This is a genomic window from Pseudomonas sp. L-22-4S-12, from assembly GCF_009799935.1.
Lineage (GTDB): Bacteria > Pseudomonadota > Gammaproteobacteria > Pseudomonadales > Pseudomonadaceae > Aquipseudomonas.
The window spans coordinates 54450-73914 of sequence record NZ_WELL01000009.1; the positions used below are offsets into that span (position 1 = coordinate 54450).

Below are 19465 nucleotides of genomic sequence, written 5' to 3' on the forward strand. Positions count from 1 at the left end.
TCAGCCCTTGGGCGGGGTGATGCCCATCGACACGTAGATGCTGGTGAAGCGGTCCATGCCCATCTCCGCCGGCTTGACCCATTCCACCGGCACATACAGCAGCCCGCCGCCCACCGGCACAGGTGCGGTCGGCACCAGGATGGCGTGGTAGGCGCGGCCGTCGATCTCGATCGGCTGTGGGTTGGGCAGCAGGGCCAGCACGGCGGTGCCGTCGCCGCCGAAGAAGCACCAGACCGGGCGCATGGCGGCCAGGTCGGCGCCTTCCTTCTGGTCGAGCAGGCCGACGAAGCGGTCGGCCAGCCCATACAGGTTGCCCAGCAGCGGGATGCGCCGCAGGGTGCGGTCGAACAGGCGGCGCAGCGGCCCTTTCAGGCCCAGTTGCACGGCCAGGCCGAGCGGGTAGAGCGCCACCAGCAGCGCCAGGGTGCCGAGCAGCCAGGCCAGCAACGGGCTGCTGACGAAGGGCTGGCCCAGCCCGGCGAACAGCTTGCCGATGAAGCTGGTGGGGCCGATCAGCTGGTTCAGCAGGCTTACCAGCCAGCCCAGCAGCGCCAGGGACAGGGCCAGCGGCAGCAGGGCGAGCAAACCGGCCAGCCAGGTGGTGGCGAGGGAGTGGAAGCTGCGTTTGAACATGACGGGGTTCCGTTGGCGATGGGCGCGACAAGGCTATTGCAAAGGCTCGGTGCCAGCTACCGCTGGCTGCCGGTAACTCACGCAAAACAGGGGTAGGCGTGGCTTTTGCCGCGAAAAGCCGTCGCCACCGGAGTATCTTTCGCGGCTAAAGCCGCTCCTACGACGCCGTGGCCTGCACCGGCAGTTAATGGGGATAGGGTTTTTGCAGGCCCGCTTCACTCAGTTGGCGGGTCGTTTCGTGCCTGGTGGTGTTCAATAGTTTCGTTACTTGAATGTTCGGTTAAATAGTGGTTGTTGCGGTGCGGGGTTTCTGCCTTGTTTGTGGGTGCTGGGTATGTCGGATAATGCGGTTGAACTTTAATCCTTATTGTGTTGGCTTGTCTGGCGTGATTGTTTTATCTGTTGTTTAAACTTTGCCTGCTGTATCGCTCGGGTTGCTTGTTGTACTGCGGCCTATTGATGTGTCTCCGATAATGTTCTGGATTGCTATGTCCACCAATGCTTTGTATACCGATTTGTCCGGCTATTACGACCTGATGTGTGCCGATATCAACTATCAGGCGCAAAGCAATACCGTACGCCGGCTGCACCAGTTGTTCGGTAACGAGGGCCGGCGTCACCTCGATCTGGCCTGTGGAACCGGGCCGCATGTCCGCCATTTCATCGAGTTTGGCTACCGCAGCGGCGGGCTGGATATCAACCAGCCGATGCTGGACATCGCCCGGCTGCGCTGCCCCGACGCGCAGTTCGCCTTGCAGGACATGTGCGCCTTCACGGTTGACGAGCCGCTCGATCTGATCACCTGCTTCCTGTATTCCATCCATTACAGCGGCGGGCTGGATAGGTTGAGCGAATGCATTGCCTGTGTGCATGGCGCACTCGCTGCGGGTGGAGTCTTCTGTTTCAACTCTGTCGATAAAGAAAAGATCGATAACAACTCATTTGTCCGGCATGTCGTGGAGCATGAAGGCAGTGAGTTCGCTTTCGGTTCGGCCTGGAATTATTGCGGGCATGGCGACAAACAGTCGCTCAGGGTCAGTATCGAAAAGACCACGCAGGGGGTGAGCCAGGCCTGGCAGGATGAACACCCGATGGTGGCTGCAAGTTTCGCTGAGTTGCAGCAACTGTTGCAGCCTTATTTTGCAGTGCATGTGTTCGAACATGATTATGAAAAGTTGGTGCCGTGGGATGGCGCGTCGGGCAACGCCATCTTCGTGTGTGTAAAACGTTAGGCCTTTTCATCGCTCATAGGGCGCGCGGCGGCTTGATGGCGGCTGAGCCGGGCGGCAGGGCTATTGGCCGCCCAGGATCGCGCTGGGGTCGAGGTAGAACATCTTCTTCCAGCCCTGGCTGCTGCCATCGGCGCGCCAGGGGTAGGGCAGCAGGCTGACGATGGAATAGTGCAGGTGGGGCGGCTTGCCGCGGGCGTTGCCGGAGTCGCCGACCGTGCCCAGCGGGCTGCCGGGCAACAGGGGTTGGCCGGGCCAGGCGCTGTGGCTGTCGAGGTGGGCGAAGTAGTGCAGGCGCCATTTCGGCCCGAGCACCACCAGCACCTTGCCGCCCATGTCGATCTCGCCGCGCAGCAGCACCAGGCCGTAGGTGGGCGCCACCACTGGCGTGCCGGTGCGGGCGAAGATGTCGATGCCCTTGTGCACGCCGGAGCGGCCCCAGGGTTCGAACCAGAAACTCTTGGGGTGCCAGTCCTGGCTGCTGGCGCCCTGCACGGGCACCTGCGGCCATTCGGGGGCCAGCAGCCAGGCGAGGCACAGGGCGAGCAACAGGTAGCGTTTACGTGGGCGGTTGATCATGCGGCATCCATGCGGCGGGGTTGGGGCTCAGTTGTCCTGGTGGGCGCGGTAGGCGCCGGGGGTGAGCCCGGTCCATTTCTTGAACGCGCGGTGGAAGGCTGAGGGTTCGGAGAAGCCGAGCTGTTCGGCCAGGGTCTGGATCGACAGTTCGTCGCGGCCCAGGTGGTAGATGGCCAGGTCGCGGCGCAGGTGGTCCTTGAGTTCCTGAAAGCTGCTGCCTTCCTCGCGCAGGTGGCGGCGCAGGGTCTGCGGGCTGACGTGCAGTTGCTGGGCGACCTGTTCCAGGTCCGGCCAGCTGGCGCAGTCGCGGCCGAGCAGGCGGCGGATGCGGCTGGTCAGGCTGTCGCCGCCATCCGGGCGGGCCAGCAGGTCGGCCGGCGAGTGCTGGAGGAACTGCTTGAGGGTGCGCTCGTCCTGCAGCAGCGGCATGTCCAGGTAGCGGGCGTGGAAGCGCAGGCTGGTGCGTTCGGCATCGAAGCGGCGCGGGCAGGGGAACAGCAGGTCGTATTCGCCGCTGTGCGGCGGTTCGGCGTAGGCGAAGCTGGCCTCTTCCAGGCGGATGCGCTGGCCGATCAGCCAGCTGCCGAGGCGGTGCCAGATCACCAGCAGGCTTTCGGTGAGGAAGTGGTCCGGGTCCCACAGCTGCGAGCTGTCGATGCTCAGGCACACCTGGTCGCCGTCGCGCTGCAGTTGCACGCTCGGCGCGTCGGGGAACAGGCCGTAGAACAGCATGCCGCGCACCAGGGCCCTTTCCAGGGTGCGGCAGTGGATGATGGCGTGGCACATCATGGCGAAGGTGCCGCGCTTGCTCGGGCGCTGGCCGAAGCCCATGTATTCGTCGTCGAGCAGCAGCCACAGGGCCTGGATCAGGCGCGAGAACTGCTCCGGGGCCAGGCGCGCGCGCGGTTCGTCGAGCAGCGCCGGCTGGATGCCCAGCTCGCGCAGCAGCGCGCTGCAGTCGCGGCCCTGGCGCTCGGCGCCACGCAGGGCGGCGCGGATGAAGTGACTGGCGATGGTGCGTTCGCGCATGGGCTGGCTCGGCAAAAGACTGGCCGGATGGTAGGCCGCAGGCCCGGCGCGAGACAAGCCGGGTTGCGGCAGATCAACAGGGCGAATCGGCCAGTCGCTATGCTGGGATCATGGCGCGCGCAGGGCGTGCAAGCGGGCACGGCAGGGCTGCCGTGGCGAGCCATACTCGGTAGCAGCAGTGCAGGGTCAAAGGGCTGCATTCATGCCATTGCAAGGGAGTCCGACTCGTGGAGTTCAAGGATTACTACCAGATTCTCGGCGTCGACAAGGCTGCAGATGCCGACGCCATCAAGAAGGCCTACCGCAAGCTGGCGCGCAAGTATCACCCCGACGTGAGCAAGGAGGCCGATGCCGAAGTGCGCATGAAGGAGGTCAACGAGGCCTACGCGGTGCTCGGCGATGTGGAAAAACGCGCCGCCTACGACCAGCTCGGCGGGCGCTACCAGGACGGCCAGGAGTTCCAGCCGCCACCGGGCTGGGACAGCGGCTTCGAGTTTACCGGCGGCGATTTCTCCGCGGCCGACCTGGGCGAATACAGCGACTTCTTCGCCAACCTGTTCGGCCAGGCCGGTCGTGGCCGTCACACCCGTGGGCGGGCGCAGTCGATGCGCGGCGAGGATCATCACGCCAAGATCGTCATCGAACTGCGCGATGCCTATGCGGGGGCGACGCGCACCCTCACTCTGCGCGGCGCGCGCGCCGATGCCCAGGGCCGGGTGAGCGTGCAGGAGCACAACCTCAACGTGCAGATTCCCAAGGGCATTCGCGAGGGCCAGCAGATCCGCCTGGCCGGCCAGGGTAGCCCGGGGTTCGGCGGTGGGCCGGCCGGGGATCTGTACCTGGAGGTACATTTCCAGGCGGACCCGCACTACCGGGTGGACGGCCGCGATGTCTACGAGACGCTGCCGGTCACGCCCTGGGAGGCCGCGCTGGGGGCGAGCATCGAGGCGCCGACGCCGTCCGGCAAGGTGCAGGTGAAGATTCCCGCGCACTCGCAGAGCGGTCGCAAGCTGCGCCTCAAGGGCCGCGGCATTCCCGGCGAGCCGGCGGGCGACTTGTACCTGTTGCTGGAGGTCGTCCTGCCGCCGGCCGACACCGACAAGGCCCGCCAGCTCTACGCCATGATGGCCCAGGAGTTGCCCTTCAACCCGCGTCAGTCCATGGGAGTGTGAGCCATGCCATCGATCGAGATCATCACCAGCGTGGTCGTGGATGAAGTCACCCTCGACCTCGACGAGCTGGCCCGGGCCTGCGCCGTCGAGTCGCTGTGGGTCGTCGAGCGGGTCGAGGCCGGCCTGCTCGGGGCATTGAACCGGCAGCAGCCGGCCGCCTGGCGCTTCAGCAGCGCCGAACTGGCCCGCGCCCGGCGCCTGGCGGCGCTGGAGCGCGACTTCGACGCCAACCCAGAACTGGCCGCCCTGGTGGCGGACCTGATCGAGGAAGTGGCGCGGCTCAAGGGCCGACTCAAGGCTGCCGGCCTGGACTGAGCCCCGCGCTTGCAGGCTATTCAACCTCAGGCTCCGGTTCGCTGCGTGCCGCCGTATGGTGGATAGGCCAGCAGGGTGCACGCGGGTGGCGGCGTCTTTCGCAGATTCGATTCTTCAAGAAAGGCAATCTCGACCACTAGGTAAAGCCGTGGCGACTCCGCCGAGCCGGGCAGGGTGGGGGGAACCCGCCTCGTGCTTGGCGGGAATCCGCCAGATCGGCTGCTGAAGAGAGGTGGGTATTTATATTAAGTCATTGTTATTAAAGAGTTTTTTATAATTCATGGCGGCTGGCACAAGCCTTGCGATAAGCGCTGCAGCTCCCCGGTGGAGCCCACAACAAATCCCTCCAGTGCAGGGGGGTTAGCGCTCAATGCGGCTGCGCGGCCTTGCGGACATCGAGGCTGGCGCAGCAAGAGAGGAACTGCCATGACCCGCAAACCGCTGTACAAGAGTCTGTACGCCCAGGTGCTGGTGGCCATCGCCATCGGTATCGCCCTCGGACATTTCTACCCGGAGACCGGCGTCGCGCTGAAACCGCTGGGTGATGGCTTCGTCAAACTGATCAAGATGGCCATTGCGCCGATCATCTTCTGCACCGTGGTCAGCGGTATCGCCGGCATGCAGGACATGAAAGCGGTGGGCAAGACCGGTGGCTACGCGCTGCTGTATTTCGAGATCGTCTCCACCGTGGCCCTGCTGATCGGCCTGATCGTGGTCAACGTGGTGCAGCCGGGTGTCGGCATGCATGTCGATCCGTCCACCCTGGATACCAAGGGCATCGCCGCCTACGCCGCCGCCGGCGAGTCGCAGAGCACCGTGGCCTTCCTGCTCAACGTGATCCCCAGCACCATAGTCGGCGCCTTCGCCAGTGGCGACATCCTCCAGGTGCTGTTCTTCTCGGTGATCTTCGCCTTCGCCCTGCAGCGCATGGGCGACTACGGCAAGCCGGTGCTGCAGTTCATCGACCAGATCGCTCAGGTGATGTTCGGCATCATCAACATGATCATGAAGGTCGCACCCCTCGGGGCCTTCGGCGCCATGGCCTTCACCATCGGCCAGTACGGCGTCGGTTCGCTGGTGCAGCTGGGCCAGCTGATGATCTGCTTCTATATCACCTGCGCGCTGTTCGTCCTGCTGGTCCTCGGCAGTATCGCCAAGGCCCACGGCTTCAGCATTCTCAAGTTCATCAAATACATCCGTGAAGAACTGCTGATCGTGCTCGGCACCTCGTCCTCGGAGTCGGCCCTGCCGCGCATGCTGGACAAGATGGAGAAGCTCGGCGCGAACAAGTCGGTGGTCGGCCTGGTGATTCCTACCGGCTACTCGTTCAACCTCGACGGCACCTCGATCTACCTGACCATGGCCGCGGTGTTCATCGCCCAGGCCACCGACACGCCGATGGACATCACCCACCAGATCACCCTGCTGGCGGTGCTGCTGATCGCCTCCAAGGGCGCGGCCGGGGTGACCGGCAGCGGCTTCATCGTGCTGGCGGCCACCCTGTCTGCGGTCGGCCACCTGCCGGTTGCCGGCCTGGCGCTGATCCTCGGCATCGACCGCTTCATGTCGGAAGCCCGCGCCCTGACCAACCTGATCGGCAACGGCGTGGCCACCATCGTGGTCGCCAAGTGGTGCAAGCAGCTCGACGAGACCACGCTGCAGCAGCAACTGGCCGCTGGCGGGCAGACCGTGCAGGCCGCGCCGGACCTGCTCGGCCAGCAGAAGGTCGCCTGAGCGCCTGATTTTCACCGCCCTGTCGGCAGGGCGGTACTCTCCTGGCCCGTCCGCGTGACGGGCTTTTTTTGTCTGCTTGCCGGGCGATTTGTTAGAGATGCTTCACAGCCTGAGCAGATGGCGCGCACAGCCGGGCGGCGGCTGCGCGTAGAATGGCCGCCCTCACGAACGACCCTGGAATGGATGCCATGTCGACTGATTCGCGCTCGCCTGTGCGCTGCATTAACCGTCCCCCGGCTTACCGACTGAACCGCGCCGCTCTGGCGAGCGAGGGTTGAGCGGATGCAGAGCCACGATTTCTTCATCAACCTGATTCTCAGCGTGATCATGATCGTTGGGGTCTACCAGTTCTATTTCCTGACCCAGCGCTACACCCTGGTGGAAGTGCGCACCTTCCACTCGCGCCTGGACGAGAAGATGCCGTTCTGGCCGTCCTGGTCATGGATCTACAGCTTCCTCTACTACCCGGCGATCCTCTACATCAACTGGCTGGTGGAGAGCCCGCGCGACTTCACCATCATCGCCTTCTCCTACATCGTCCTGCTGGTGATGCAGATGGTCTGCTTCAGCGCCTTCCCGGTGTCGACCCCCGAGCACTGGCGCAGCATCAACACCGGCAGCAGCTGGTCCGAGCGCTTCCTGCTGTTCGTGCAGCGCTTCGATGCACCGTCCAACTGCTTCCCCAGCATGCACGTCTCGGTGGCCACCCTGACGGCGCTGCTGGCGCTGGGCTCGCTGGGGCCCTGGGTGTTCCTGTTCCCGCTGCTGATCGCCCTGTCCTGCACCTTCACCAAGCAGCATTACTTGGCCGACCTGCCCGCCGGCGCGGTGCTGGGCTGGGTGGCCTACCAGGTTTACCTGCTGCTGATCTGATAGCTCCTGCACTACATCAGTGCTTTAAGGCGGCGCTCCTCCCCCGGACGCCGCCTTCTTTTTTGCTGGAGAGCTCCTGGCAACCCCCGCTTGCCCCTCGGCCCCGGTGCTTTCTGCCGCGCCGGCGCGCGATTGCGACTTTCCCTGGCGCGCCGCTCTGGCTAAGCTCGCGGTTCCGCATCCGCAGCAGAGGTTTTCCCATGGCGCAGCAACGACCGGCCGCCGATATCGCCCGTCAGATCCTCGACGGTTTCGACGACTATCGCGAGCACTTCCGGGAGATCACCAATGGCGCCCGGGCGCGCTTCGAGAAGGCCCAGTGGCAGGAGGCGCAGGCTGCCTCGGCGGCGCGCATCAACCTCTACGAGGAAAAGGTCAGCGAAGTGGGCAAGCGCCTGCGGGCCAGCTTCAGCGACGACTTCCTGCTGGATGTCGAGCTGTGGCCGCTGGTGAAAAGCGCCTACATCACCCTGATCGACCAGCGCTACGACGACGAACTGGCGGAGACCTGGTTCAACTCGATCTTCTGCGGCCTGTTCAGCCATGACCAGATCAGCGATGGCTGCATGTTCATCCACACCACGCGGCCGGCCCTGCGGCCCCAGGCCAGTGCGCCGCAAACCCGCATCTACCGGCCGCAGGGCAACCTGCAGCAGGCCTTGCAGGCGGTATTCGGCGATTACCGCTTCAGCGTCGACTTCGAGAACCTCGAGCGCGATATCCAGCGCCTGGAAACCCAGCTGCGCGCCAACCTGCCGGACTGGGTGTGCAAGGACCCGGAACTGACCATCGAGCTGTTCTCCTCGACCCTGTACCGCAACAAGGGCGCCTACCTGGTCGGGCGCGTCTATACCCGCGACGAGCAGTGGCCGCTGGTGATTCCGCTGCTGCACCGCGAAGGGCAGGGCATCCAGATCGACACCCTGATCACCGACGAGGCGGAAGTCTCGATCATCTTTTCCTTCACCCGTTCCTACTTCATGGTGCGGGTGGAGATTCCGGCGGAGTTCATCGGCTTCCTCAAGCGCATCCTGCCGGGCAAGCACATCGCCGAGCTGTACACCTCGATCGGCTTCTACAAGCACGGCAAGTCGGAGTTCTACCGGGCGTTGATCAACCACCTGGCCAGCACCGACGACAAGTTCATCATGGCCCCCGGCGTGCGCGGCATGGTGATGAGCGTGTTCACCCTGCCGGGCTTCAATACGGTGTTCAAGATCATCAAGGACCGCTTCTCGCCGTCGAAGAACGTCGACCGCGCCACGGTGATCGAGAAGTACCGCCTGGTGAAGAGCGTCGACCGGGTCGGGCGCATGGCCGATACCCAGGAGTTCGCCGACTTCCGCTTCCCCAAGGCCAAGTTCGACCCCGAGTGCCTGGCCGAGCTGCTGGAGGTGGCGCCGTCCACGGTCGAGATCGAGAACGACGACACCGTACTGATCCGCCACTGCTGGACCGAGCGGCGCATGATCCCGCTGAACATCTACCTGGAAAGCGCCAACGAGGCACAGATGCGCGAGGCCCTGGAAGACTATGGCCTGGCGATCAAGCAGCTGGCCGCGGCGAACATCTTCCCCGGCGACATGCTGTTGAAGAACTTCGGCGTCACCCGCCATGGCCGCGTGGTGTTCTACGACTACGACGAGATCTGCTACCTGACCGAGGCCAACTTCCGGCGCATCCCGCCGCCGCGTTACCCGGAGGACGAGATGTCTTCCGAGCCCTGGTATTCGGTGGCGCCGCTGGACGTGTTCCCCGAGGAGTTCCCGCCGTTCCTGTTCGCCGACATCCGCCAGCGCCGCCTGTTCAACCAGCTGCATGGCGACCTGTTCGACGCCGCCTACTGGCAGGGGCTGCAGGAAGCGATTCGCGCCGGCAAGGTGATCGACGTGTTCCCCTATCGGCGCAAGGAAGTGGCCGACACCATCCAGTAGCGCGGCCATTGATCTGCGACAGCCGGCGGCTGGCCGGCGCGAACTAACCTATGCTCAGAAGTGGCCGCTGCCAGCGGCCATGACTACATTACCCCAGGCTGGAGGAAGTCGCATGAAAGCCAAATTGCACAGTCTTATCCGTCAGTGCCTGATTGCCCTCGGTCTCGTCGAGGCTCCACGCCTGCAGCCGATCCCGGTACGCCGCCAGCCGGCGCCGCGAGACCCGCGCCGCGGCTAAGCGCTGCAACACAGCCTTTTTGGTACAGGCTCGCGGGGAGGCGCAAGGCGTCCCCGTGGCGCAGTTGCGCGTGGCATTCCCATTGCTGTTCTTGGGGCATCGTCGAACCCGCCCCGGCCGCGGCGTTTATTCGTAAAGCCCCGTACTCTCTGGGCTGTAGCCTGATGTCGGAGTAATGGCACGGGCGTGCTGGTGAATTTTCAGGGCTGTGCTAGACAATATTGGGTGAGCCCGGAAGTCCGCCATCAACCTTATCCAAGGATGATCCTCCATGCGCCAGAATCTCCCCGTGTCTCAGCAGGAAAGAACCTTTCCCGCTGCGGAACGCCTGATCTCGACGACCGACCTGAACAGCAAGATCACCTATTGCAACGACGCCTTCGTCGCAATCAGCGGCTTCACCCGCGAAGAGCTGATTGGCCAGCCGCATAACCTGGTACGCCACCCGGACATGCCGCCGGCGGTATTCGGCCATATGTGGGAGACCATCAAGCAGGGCAAGCCCTGGATGGGCGTGGTCAAGAACCGCGCCAAGAATGGCGATTACTACTGGGTCAGCGCCTATGTCACGCCGATCTACGAGAACGGCAGGATGGCGGGTTACGAATCGGTGCGCTCGCTGCCCACGGCCGAGCAGAAACGCCGCGCCGAAGCGCTCTACGCGCGTTTGCGGGCCGGCAAGCCGCCGGTATCGATGCTCGAATCCTGGACCTATGACCTGATGCGTTGCTGGCCGCTGATTCTGGCGGGCCTGGTGATACTGGGGTCGCATTGGGTGCTCAGTGGTATCTGGCTGCCCATGTTCATTCTGGCGGTGATGTTCGCCCTGGGTTCCTACCAGCTGTACAGCCAGCGGCAGTTGATCCGCAAAACCCTGGCCGAACACCCCAAGGCGTTCACCAGTGCCCTGGTGGCACTGACCTACAGCGATAATCGCGGCGCCCAGGCCTTGCTCGACATGGCGATGATCAGTGAAGAGGCGCGCCTGCAGACCGCCCTGGCGCGCCTGGAGGATGCCGGCGAAAATGTGCGGCAACGGGCCGCGCAGTCCGCCGAGCTGTCGCGCTCGGGCGCCGAACTGCTGGATCAGCAACGCAGCGAGACGGATCAGTCGGCGACGGCGATCAACCAGATGGCCGCTACCATCCAGGAGGTGACGCACAACGTGCAGAACACCTCGCACGCCGCCGAGGAGGCTGATCGCCTGGCCCTGCAGGGGCGCCAGTTGGCCGACAGCAGCCTGCAGGCGATGCAGCACATGGCCGGAGCCGTGCATGAGATCGGCCAGGCGGTGAACGACCTGGCCGACTCGACCCAGTCGATCGGCAGCGTGGCCGACGTGATCACCTCGATTGCCGAGCAGACCAATCTGCTGGCCCTGAATGCCGCGATCGAGGCCGCGCGGGCCGGCGAGCAGGGCCGCGGCTTTGCCGTGGTGGCCGACGAGGTGCGGGCGCTGGCCGGACGCACCCGCGAATCCACCGAGCAGATCCACCAGATCATCGCCTCGTTGCGCAGTGGCGCGGACCGGGCGGTGCACACGGCGGGCAAGGGCGAGGCCATCTCCCGCGAGAGCGTGCAGAGCGTCGAGGAGGTGCGTGAGGCCCTGGTCGGCATCAGCACCGCGGTTACCCGCATCACCGGCATGAGCCAGCAGATGGCGGCGGCTTCCGAGCAGCAGAGCCATGTGGCGGAAGATATCAGCCGGCAGATCACCCGCATCGCCCAGCTGTCCGACCACAGTGCCGGGCAGGCGCACCAGGGGGCGGCGATTGGCCAGGAACTGGAACAGATGGCCGAATACCTGCACAGCCTGGCGGAGCGTTTCAACCGCTAGCGGGCCGCATGACCTGCGCTTATCGATACTGCGTTAAAACGGCCTGCCAGAGCCTGGCCACTGCCCACGGAAGACCCGGCCATGCCGGGTCTTCTGCCTTGTGCGCTACCCGTTGCGCGCGGGCATTTGCGCTTCGCCCGCGTTCGGCCATCCGCCCGGCGCCGATGCTCGGTGCTTCAGGGGCGCCTGTGGCACACTGCGCGGCCGAAGGAGAACCCCCGATGTCCCGACCTTGCTGCGAGCGCTGTGCCCGGCCGCAGAGCCATTGCCTGTGCCCATTGCTGGCCAACCTGCCGAGTCGCACGCGGGTGCTGATCCTGCAGCATCCGGATGAGGTGCGGCATGCCCTGAACACGGCGCGCCTGGCGGCGCTGGGCCTGCAGAATGCCGAGCTGCGGGTGGGCGAGGTATTTGCCGAGCTGGGGCAATGGCTGGACCCGGCCTATCGCGCCTGCCTGCTGTTTCCGGGGGAGGGCGCGCAGCCGTTGCCGCTGCTGCCTGGAACCGGCGATGAGCGGCCGTTGCTGCTGGTGGTGCCGGATGGCACCTGGCGCAAGGCCCGCAAGCTGCTGCACATGAACCCCGTGCTGGCCGCCCTGCCACGGGTCTGTCTGCCGCCGGGGCTGGTCTCGCGCTATCGCTTGCGCAAGGCGCCGGCCGAGGGGGCGCTGGCCACCATCGAGGCGATCACCGTTGCCCTCAACCTGCAGGAAGCACCGGCTTGTTTCGATGAGCTGCTGCGCCCGTTCGAGGCGTTGATCGAGGGGCAGATCGCGGCGATGGGCGAGACCACGTTCCGCCGCAACCATCTGCAGCAGTAGGCCCTGTGCCGTCGGGCGCGAACCGGGAGGCGAGCACTGGCTTTGCGTAGGAGCGGCTCCAGCCGCGAAATTCGCGGATAAACCCGCTCCCGCAACAGCGGCAAGGCGCTATAGCAAAGCCTGCGCCTAGCGCTCGCGCAGCGCCTCCGCCCGGGCCTTGAGCACGGGTTTGAGCAGGTAGTCCAGCACGCTTTTCTCGCCGGTGATGATGTCCACGGTGGCGACCATGCCTGGGATGATCAGCAGCGGGTGCTCGTCGCTGCCCAGGTGGCTCCTGTCGGTGCGTACCTGGATCAGGTAGAAGCTGTTGCCTTCCTCGTCGGTGATGGTGTCGGCGCTGATCAGTTCCAGCTTGGCCTTGAGCCCGCCATAGATGGTGTAGTCGTAGGCGGTGAACTTGACCATGGCCTTCTGCCCCGGGTGCAGGAACGCCACATCCTGCGGGCGCACCCTGGCCTCGATCAGCAGGTTGTCTTCCAGCGGCACGACCTCGACCATGGCATCGCCGGGCTGCACGACGCCGCCGATGGTGTTGACCTTGAGCAGCTTGATCACCCCGTGCACCGGCGAAACCACGGTGGTGCGGGTCACCCGGTCATCGATGGCGACGCTGGTGGAGGTGACCTTCTTCAGCTCGGTGCGCATTTCATTGAGTTCCTTGAAGGCATCCGAGCGAAAGGCCAGTTCGGACTCTTCGATGCGGCTTCTGATCTCCTCCACCGCCGACTCGGCCCGCGGAATGGCCAGGGTGGTGGCGTCCAGCGAACCGCGCACCTCCACCGCGCTGCGGCGCAGGCGCAGGATCTCGACCTGGGAGATCGCCCCGGTTGCCACCAGCGGCTGCGACATGTTCAGTTCCTGCTGGATCAGCCCCAGGCTGGAGCGGTACTGCTGGGCCTTGGCGCGGAACTCGGCGAGCTCCTGGGTCTTCTGCTGCAGCTGTTCGCGCAGGGTGTTCTGCTCGCTGTGCAGGCGTTGCTGGCGCGAGCGATACAGGGCCAGCTCGTCCTCGGCCAGCTGCGGTGCGGCTTTCACCAGATCGTCGGGCAGCGCCAGGGGGCGCCCCTCGGCTTCGGCACTGAGGCGCTCGACTCGGGCGACCAGGGCCATGCGGTCGGCTTCGGTCTCGCCACGGTTGGAAAGGAAGCGGGTGTCGTCCAGGCGCAGCAGGGTGTCGCCCTTGTTCACCACCTGGCCTTCGCGGACGAAGATTTCCGTGACGATGCCGCCTTCGAGGTTCTGGATCACCTGAACCTTGCTCGAGGGGATGGCCTTGCCTTCGCCGGTGGTGACTTCTTCCAGCACGGCGAACTTGGCCCAGACCAGGGCGACCAGCAGGCAGGCGCAAACCGTCCACACGGTGGCCCGGGCCAGCCAGGGCGAGTCTTCGAGTACGGCTCCGTCCACCTCGGGCATGAACTCGGTGTCCTGCTTGTGTTTCTGCAGGCTGCCGAAATAGTCACGAATCGATTGGCTCAGTTCCATGCACGACCTCCAGCGGGTCTGCGCGTCATACCGCCGCCGGGCCGACGCGGCCCTTGCGCAGGGCTTCGATCACGGCTTCTTTGGGGCCATCGGCGACGACATGGCCATTGTCGAGTACCACCAGGCGATCGACCAGGCTGAGCATCGAGGCCCGATGGGTAATCAGCAGCACGGTCTTGCCCTGCGCCAAGTTGTGCAGGCGGCTGCGCAGGATGTCCTCGCTGGTGTTGTCCATGGCGCTGGTCGGCTCGTCGAGCAACAGGATCGGCGGGTCGAGAAGCAGGGCGCGCGCCAGCAATACCGCCTGGCGCTGGCCGCCGGAGAGAAGCTGGCCGCGCTCGCCCACCGGGCGGTCGAAGCCCCGGGGATGCTGCCGGGCCAGTTCGGACACCCCGGCCAGCTCCGCCACTTCGAGCATGCGCGCATCGCTGACATAGCGTGCGCCGAGGGTCAGGTTGTCGCGCAGGCTGCCGGCCAGCAGCGGCAGGTCATGGGCGACATAGCCGATCTGGTGGCGCAGGTCGGCGACATCCAGCTGGCGCAGGTCGAGGCCGTCGAGAAGGATCTGCCCTTCATCCGGGGTGTAGAAATTCATCACGAGGCGGGCCAGGGTGCTCTTGCCCGAGCCGCTGCGGCCGATGATGCCGACCCGTTCCCCGGCAGCCAGATGCAGGCTGACCTTGGCCAGGGCCGGCGTGCTCTGCCCGGGATAGCTGAAACTGACCTGGTGCACGTCGATGGCGCCCTTGAGCTGGGTGCGTTCCAGCGGGCGCTGGTTGGCTTGGCGCTCCTGCGGCAGGGCCATCAGGGCATCGGTGCTGGTCATGGTCAGGCGCGCCTGCTGATAGCGGGTGATCAACCCGGCAATCTGCCCGAGGGGCGACAGCACGCGGCTGCCGAGCATGTAGCAGGCGACCAGGGCGCCGACACTCAGGTGCCCGGCAATGATGATGTAAACCCCGGCCACGATGGTGGCCATGCCGGCGACCTGCTGGAAGAACAGGGTGCCGTTGGTGGCCAGGGAGGCCAGGAAGCGGCTGTGGTTGTCCAGGCGGGTGAGGGCGCCGTGGGTCTTTTCCCAGCGGTGCTGGCGTTCGCTCTCGGCACCGCAGGCCTTGAGGGTTTCCAGGCCGCCGAGTGTCTCGATCAGCAGGGCCTGGCGCTCGGCCCCCAGGACCAGGCTCTTCTGTACAGTGTCGCGCAGGCGGGCCTGGATGATCAGCGCGAAGATCGCGGTGATCGGAAAGGCCAGCAGCGGGATCACCACCAGCCAGCCGCCGAGCAGGCCGATGATCACGATCATCAGGATGGAGAAGGGCAGGTCGATCAGGCTGGTCAGCGTGACCGCCGTCAGGAATTCGCGCAGGCCCTGGAAGTCGTGGATGCTCTGGGCGAAACCGCCGACCGTCGCCGGGCGCGACTTCATCGACATGCCGGTGATGCGCTCGAACAGGGTGGCGGACAGCACCACGTCGGTCTTCTTGCCGGCCACATCCAGCAGGTGGGCGCGCAGCACACGCAGCAGCAGCTCGAAGCCGCTGCCGATGAACAGGCCGATGACCAGCACCCACAGGGTCGCGGTGGCCTGGTTGGGCACCACGCGGTCGTAGGTCTGCATGACGAACAGCGGCACCATCAGGCCGAGCAGGTTGATCAGCAGGCTGGCGAGGACCGCATCGGTATACAGCCAGCGCGACAGCTTCAAGGTGTCGCGGAACCAGGCCTCGATGCGTGGCACCAGAGGGTTGCGTACATCCTCCAGTTCATGCCGCGGCCGGGCGAACAGGGCCTGGCCCGAGTATTCCAGCGCCAGGTGTTCCTGGCTGACCCACTGCTCGCCGCCTTCGGATTCGCACGGCAGGATCAACAGCTTGTTCTGCGGGCCGATCTTGCGCAGCACGGCGCTGCGGCCATCTTTGAGCAGCAGCAATACCGGCAGGTTGAGTGGCGAGATGGCGCTCAGCTGGCGCCGCAGGATGCGCCCCTGCAGGCCGGCCCTGGCTGCGGCGCGTGGCAACAGCTCGGCCGTCAGGCGTTGCTCGGGCATGGGCAGGCCGGCCGTGAGGCTGGCCCGGCTGGCGGAACAGTCATGCAGTTTGCAAAGGATCAGCAATCCGTCCAACAGCGGGTCGTCATGACTCTGCCGTTGGTCATCGGAGGGTGTCCGCTCCATGGTGGTCAAGGTCACTACTCCTGAGAGGTCGCCGGCCAACAGTGGGCGTGTTGGCTGGCGGCCTCTTCGCCGGGATTACTTCATTTCCGGCAGGCGGGCCTCGCTCTTCACTTCGGTGAGGGCTACAGCTTCGGCCGGCAACACCACGTTCTGTTTCTTCAACAGCTCCCCCGTGGCGGAAATCACGCGGTACATGGAGAATTCTTCGATATAACGCACCTCGGTGTAGCGACGGTTGGCGGTAAACAGTTCGTTCTCGCTGTCCAGCAGGTCGAGCAGGGTGCGTTGCCCCAGGCTGAACTGCTGCTGGTAGGCCTCGCGCACGCGCGAGGTGTAGTCGGCATAGTCACGGGCCTCGGGGGTTTGCAGGCGCGCGTTTTCCATGGCGTTCCAGGCCAGGGCCAGATTCTCGTTGAGCACGCGCAGGGCATTGTTGCGGATGTCCATCGACTGGTTGATCTGGTGTGCCGCCGATTGCAGGCGCGCCTTGTCGCGCAGGCCGTTGAATAAGTTGTAGTTCATGACCACGGCTGCCCGCCAGGTGTTGTAGTGGCCTTCATCACCCTGGACGTTGTCGTCGGCGGTGGTGGCCAGCTCCAGATCAAAGCGCGGGTAGAAGGGCGACTTGGCCACTTCGTACTGCTTCTCGGCGGCATTCACATCCGCCTGTGCGGATTTCAGGTAGGGGTTGTTGTCGATCACGGTCTGGCGGGCCAGGTTGATGTCTTGCGGTACTTCGCCTTTCACCGTGCTCGGTTGCTCCAGCTCGTCGGGCATGCGGCCGACCGCGCTGAAGAAGTTGGCTTGTGCATCCGCCAGGTTGACCTGCTCGGTGTACAGGTTGTTCTTGGCCAGGGCCAGGCGCGCCTCGGACTGGTCGAGGTCGGCGGTGCTGCCGACGCCTCGCTCGCTGCGCAGGCGGATCTGATCGTTGATGCGCTGGTGCGCCTGCAGGTTGTTCTCGGCCAGGCTCACCATCTCGCGGCGCTTCAAAACGTCCAGGTAGACCTCGGCGGTGCGCAGAGCCAGGCTTTCCGAGGTAGCGAGTACGTAGTAGGCCCGCGAGTTGACGACAGCTTCGGTGCGCGCCACCTCGTTGGGGGTGTTGAAACCGTCGAACAGCATTTGCCGCAGGCGCAGCTCGGCGTCGCGGTAGTTGAGGGTTTCCTTGTTGTGGTCGTTGTCCTGGGCCCGGGTGCTGGGGCTGTCGGTCTGCTCCCGGCCATAGCCCAGCAGCAGGTCGACGGTGGGCAGGTAGCCACCTTTGGCAATCTTCACCTCTTCATCCGTAGAGAGGCGGTCATTCATGCTGGCATGCAGTTCCGGATGATTGTCGATGGTGCTCTGGATCGCTTCGGCGAGCGTCATGGCCTGCACCTGCGTACTGAGCATGGCGAGCAGGATGCTGCTGCAGAGCGGTTTTAGAACGTGCATGAGGGGCTCTCCTTGATTCATATGCTCGGTCTTAACGCCAAAATAATGTCACCAAGTTCCTAGAAAGGCGCTTCAGGTCTGTTACATCACAGCTAAGAACATCCTTAAGAGTAGCTAAGAAAAATTCAGAACAAGATTTATGAGAAATAAGTCTTATGCACTCCGTGATAACGGGCACATTGTTTCCTTCGTAAGCCGCGAGAAATGGGGTTTTCATGCCGTTTGGCGGTAAAGAATGATGGTCAGTCGCGGTTTGGAGCATAAGGGCGGGGATCTACCCGATGGAGTAGGCCGGTGCAGTTAGGGCGACACTTTTTTGTCGCGTCGGCGTGACAATTTAATAACGCACCGATTCAGTCCATCCTGCATTTTTCCTTCGCACATACCGCGTGGCTCGAAAGGCGATTGACCCTTTTGAAACGTGTCGACCACGGTCGACAGTTGTGGTGTGGAGGAAGGGCTCATGGCTACTTTGATTGGTATCGTCAGCCAGGTTGTCGGCGAAGTCTTTGCGGTAGCTGGCGATGGATCGCGTCGACCGCTAGTCGAAGGCGATCGTGTCTATAGCGGCGAACAACTCATAACAGGCGCTGGCGGAGCCGTCTCCATCGCCATGACCAATGGCCAGACTTTGACGCTCGGTCGTGACAGCAGCATGGGCCTCACCGAGCAGCTGCTCGCCGGTGCGGAGGGGACGTCACAGGGCGCGGCGGCGGACAGTGCTCCGGCGGCCCCGTCCGATGCTGACCTGACCGATGTCGAAAAGCTGCAGGCGGCGATCGAGGCGGGCGTCGACCCGACCCAGTTGGGTGAGGCCACTGCTGCCGGCCCGGGCGCCGGTGGTGCTGCTGGCGCGGCAGGTGGCGGGCACAGCTTCGTGCTGTTGAGCGAAGTCGGTGGCGCGCTGGATCCGGTGATTGGCTTCCCCACCGAAGGCCTTGGTTATGTGCCGGAGTTCCCGGATCCCGAGCCCTTCATTGCGGCAGAAGAAGCAGCGGACCCCGCTCCCGATATCGATATCCAGTATGAAGATGCCAATGGTGCCGTGATTGCCGGGCCCGCCACCGTCGACGAACAGGCGCTGAGTGACGGCAGCAACCCCGACAGCAATGCCGAACAAGCCGCCGGCGCCATCATCGTCAACTCGCCGGATGGCGTCTCCGCCCTTGAAATCCAGGACGTCAATGGCAACTGGATCAATGTCACCAGCGGCGGCGTGGTGCAGGGGCAATACGGCATCCTCACCGTGGATGCCGCCGGCAACTGGCTCTATACCCTCACCGATAACACGCTTGACCACAGCAACCCGAATGCCTCCGGCGCCGCCGACCAAGTCGGCGAAAGCTTCTCGGTACGCGCAATCGACCTGGATGGCGATGTGTCGCCGACCCAGCAGCTGAATGTGCGGATCAACGATGACAGCCCCGAAGTCCAACTTGGCCAGGGTGAGTTCTCCGGGCTGATCGTGGATGAGACGGACTTCGGTCTGACCGATACCGGCAATTTCTCCGGGGCCTTCCAGGCAAACTTCGGTGCCGATGGCGGCGTCGTGGCCTATTCGCTGGCGATCAACACCCTCGACAGCGGCCTGCGGGATGCCATCACGGGGGCGAGCATCGAACTGCATCTGGTGGACGGTGTGATTCAGGGCTGGGTCGGCGGTGACCCCTTGCTGGTGGCTTTCACCGCCGAGGTCAATGCTTCCGGCGATCTGACGCTGACCCAGCTGCGTTCCCTGCAGCATCCGAACCCGGAAAGCGCCGACGAGCCGGTGGCTGTGGCGGGCGGGGTGATCCGGCTGGTGGCGATTGCCACCGATGGCGATGGCGATATCGCCAGCGCCAGCCTGGATCTGGGCGGGTTGCTGGTGTTCCGTGACGATGGCCCGATCGCGGTGAGCGATACGGACTCGCTGGCGGCCGGCGGATTTGGCCCGGCGACGGGCAACGTGATCACCGATGCGGCGGCGGGCGATGCGG

Annotated in this window: 15 protein-coding genes and 2 pseudogenes; 11 read left to right on the forward strand and 6 right to left on the reverse strand. The window is 64.6% G+C overall.

The genetic code is table 11. The features are described 5' to 3' along the window. Positions 1-633, reverse strand: coding sequence for a DUF502 domain-containing protein (locus F3I16_RS18420; protein WP_160081734.1), 633 nt, complete (start codon positions 631-633; stop codon positions 1-3). Between the two features lie 488 nt (positions 634-1121). Between F3I16_RS18420 and F3I16_RS18425 the strand changes: the two genes are divergently transcribed. Beyond that, positions 1122-1865, forward strand: a complete 744-nt coding sequence (locus F3I16_RS18425; protein WP_160495000.1) for a class I SAM-dependent methyltransferase — start codon at positions 1122-1124, stop codon at positions 1863-1865. A gap of 60 nt (positions 1866-1925) precedes the next feature. Here F3I16_RS18425 and F3I16_RS18430 read toward each other — a convergent pair whose 3' ends face one another. After that, complete coding sequence (locus F3I16_RS18430; protein WP_372239659.1) at positions 1926-2438, reverse strand: M23 family metallopeptidase; 513 nt, start codon at positions 2436-2438, stop codon at positions 1926-1928. Positions 2439-2468: 30 nt separating this feature from the next. Continuing rightward, positions 2469-3470 (reverse strand): AraC family transcriptional regulator, encoded by a 1002-nt coding sequence (locus F3I16_RS18435; RefSeq protein ID WP_160495002.1) that lies wholly within the window; start codon positions 3468-3470, stop codon positions 2469-2471. Positions 3471-3697: 227 nt separating this feature from the next. Here F3I16_RS18435 and F3I16_RS18440 point away from each other — a divergent pair, with 227 nt between their 5' ends. The 9 genes and pseudogenes from F3I16_RS18440 to F3I16_RS18470 all read left to right on the forward strand — a co-directional run bounded on the left by F3I16_RS18440 (position 3698) and on the right by F3I16_RS18470 (position 12394). After that, complete coding sequence (locus F3I16_RS18440; RefSeq protein WP_160495003.1) at positions 3698-4642, forward strand: DnaJ C-terminal domain-containing protein; 945 nt, start codon at positions 3698-3700, stop codon at positions 4640-4642. A 3-nt stretch (positions 4643-4645) separates the two neighbouring features. Further along, positions 4646-4957, forward strand: a complete 312-nt coding sequence (locus tag F3I16_RS18445; RefSeq protein WP_160495004.1) for a chaperone modulator CbpM — start codon at positions 4646-4648, stop codon at positions 4955-4957. A gap of 426 nt (positions 4958-5383) precedes the next feature. Continuing rightward, positions 5384-6691 (forward strand): dicarboxylate/amino acid:cation symporter, encoded by a 1308-nt coding sequence (locus tag F3I16_RS18450; RefSeq protein ID WP_160495005.1) that lies wholly within the window; start codon positions 5384-5386, stop codon positions 6689-6691. Between the two features lie 282 nt (positions 6692-6973). Next, positions 6974-7564, forward strand: a complete 591-nt coding sequence (locus tag F3I16_RS18455; protein WP_160495006.1) for a phosphatase PAP2 family protein — start codon at positions 6974-6976, stop codon at positions 7562-7564. Positions 7565-7764: 200 nt separating this feature from the next. Then, positions 7765-9498 carry a bifunctional isocitrate dehydrogenase kinase/phosphatase gene (aceK, locus tag F3I16_RS18460; RefSeq protein ID WP_160495007.1) on the forward strand — a complete coding sequence of 578 codons (1734 nt, stop codon included), beginning with the start codon at positions 7765-7767 and terminating at the stop codon, positions 9496-9498. 112 nt (positions 9499-9610) lie between these two features. Continuing rightward, complete coding sequence (locus F3I16_RS21250) at positions 9611-9736, forward strand: PA1414 family protein (RefSeq protein WP_256670229.1); 126 nt, start codon at positions 9611-9613, stop codon at positions 9734-9736. Positions 9737-10007: 271 nt separating this feature from the next. Beyond that, positions 10008-10286, forward strand: a pseudogene (locus F3I16_RS21460) (PAS domain-containing protein); the annotation flags it as partial. A gap of 312 nt (positions 10287-10598) precedes the next feature. Continuing rightward, positions 10599-11573 (forward strand): annotated as a pseudogene (locus F3I16_RS21465) (methyl-accepting chemotaxis protein); the annotation flags it as partial. Between the two features lie 221 nt (positions 11574-11794). After that, positions 11795-12394, forward strand: coding sequence for a tRNA-uridine aminocarboxypropyltransferase (locus F3I16_RS18470; RefSeq protein WP_160495009.1), 600 nt, complete (start codon positions 11795-11797; stop codon positions 12392-12394). Between the two features lie 126 nt (positions 12395-12520). Here F3I16_RS18470 and F3I16_RS18475 read toward each other — a convergent pair whose 3' ends face one another. The 3 genes from F3I16_RS18475 to F3I16_RS18485 form a co-directional block, all read right to left on the reverse strand. Then, the gene (locus tag F3I16_RS18475) at positions 12521-13879 is read right to left on the reverse strand and encodes an HlyD family type I secretion periplasmic adaptor subunit (RefSeq protein WP_160495010.1); all 1359 of its coding nucleotides are present in this window, start codon (positions 13877-13879) and stop codon (positions 12521-12523) included. A gap of 25 nt (positions 13880-13904) precedes the next feature. Then, positions 13905-16052, reverse strand: coding sequence for a type I secretion system permease/ATPase (locus F3I16_RS18480; protein WP_372239660.1), 2148 nt, complete (start codon positions 16050-16052; stop codon positions 13905-13907). Between the two features lie 75 nt (positions 16053-16127). Then, positions 16128-17486, reverse strand: coding sequence for a TolC family outer membrane protein (locus tag F3I16_RS18485; RefSeq protein WP_160495012.1), 1359 nt, complete (start codon positions 17484-17486; stop codon positions 16128-16130). A 463-nt stretch (positions 17487-17949) separates the two neighbouring features. Between F3I16_RS18485 and F3I16_RS18490 the strand changes: the two genes are divergently transcribed. Next, positions 17950-19465: retention module-containing protein (locus F3I16_RS18490; protein WP_160495013.1), on the forward strand; the 1516-nt coding region annotated here is incomplete at its 3' end.

Coding starts and splice junctions, on each gene's coding strand:
- F3I16_RS18485 (WP_160495012.1), bottom strand. CDS start 17,486: ATGCACGTTCTAAAACCGCTCTGCAGCAGCATCCTGCTCGCCATGCTC.
- F3I16_RS18455 (WP_160495006.1), top strand. CDS start 6,974: ATGCAGAGCCACGATTTCTTCATCAACCTGATTCTCAGCGTGATCATG.
- F3I16_RS18450 (WP_160495005.1), top strand. CDS start 5,384: ATGACCCGCAAACCGCTGTACAAGAGTCTGTACGCCCAGGTGCTGGTG.
- F3I16_RS18420 (WP_160081734.1), bottom strand. CDS start 633: ATGTTCAAACGCAGCTTCCACTCCCTCGCCACCACCTGGCTGGCCGGT.
- F3I16_RS18480 (WP_372239660.1), bottom strand. CDS start 16,052: ATGGAGCGGACACCCTCCGATGACCAACGGCAGAGTCATGACGACCCG.
- F3I16_RS18435 (WP_160495002.1), bottom strand. CDS start 3,470: ATGCGCGAACGCACCATCGCCAGTCACTTCATCCGCGCCGCCCTGCGT.
- aceK (WP_160495007.1), top strand. CDS start 7,765: ATGGCGCAGCAACGACCGGCCGCCGATATCGCCCGTCAGATCCTCGAC.
- F3I16_RS21250 (WP_256670229.1), top strand. CDS start 9,611: ATGAAAGCCAAATTGCACAGTCTTATCCGTCAGTGCCTGATTGCCCTC.
- F3I16_RS18425 (WP_160495000.1), top strand. CDS start 1,122: ATGTCCACCAATGCTTTGTATACCGATTTGTCCGGCTATTACGACCTG.
- F3I16_RS18475 (WP_160495010.1), bottom strand. CDS start 13,879: ATGGAACTGAGCCAATCGATTCGTGACTATTTCGGCAGCCTGCAGAAA.
- F3I16_RS18445 (WP_160495004.1), top strand. CDS start 4,646: ATGCCATCGATCGAGATCATCACCAGCGTGGTCGTGGATGAAGTCACC.
- F3I16_RS18470 (WP_160495009.1), top strand. CDS start 11,795: ATGTCCCGACCTTGCTGCGAGCGCTGTGCCCGGCCGCAGAGCCATTGC.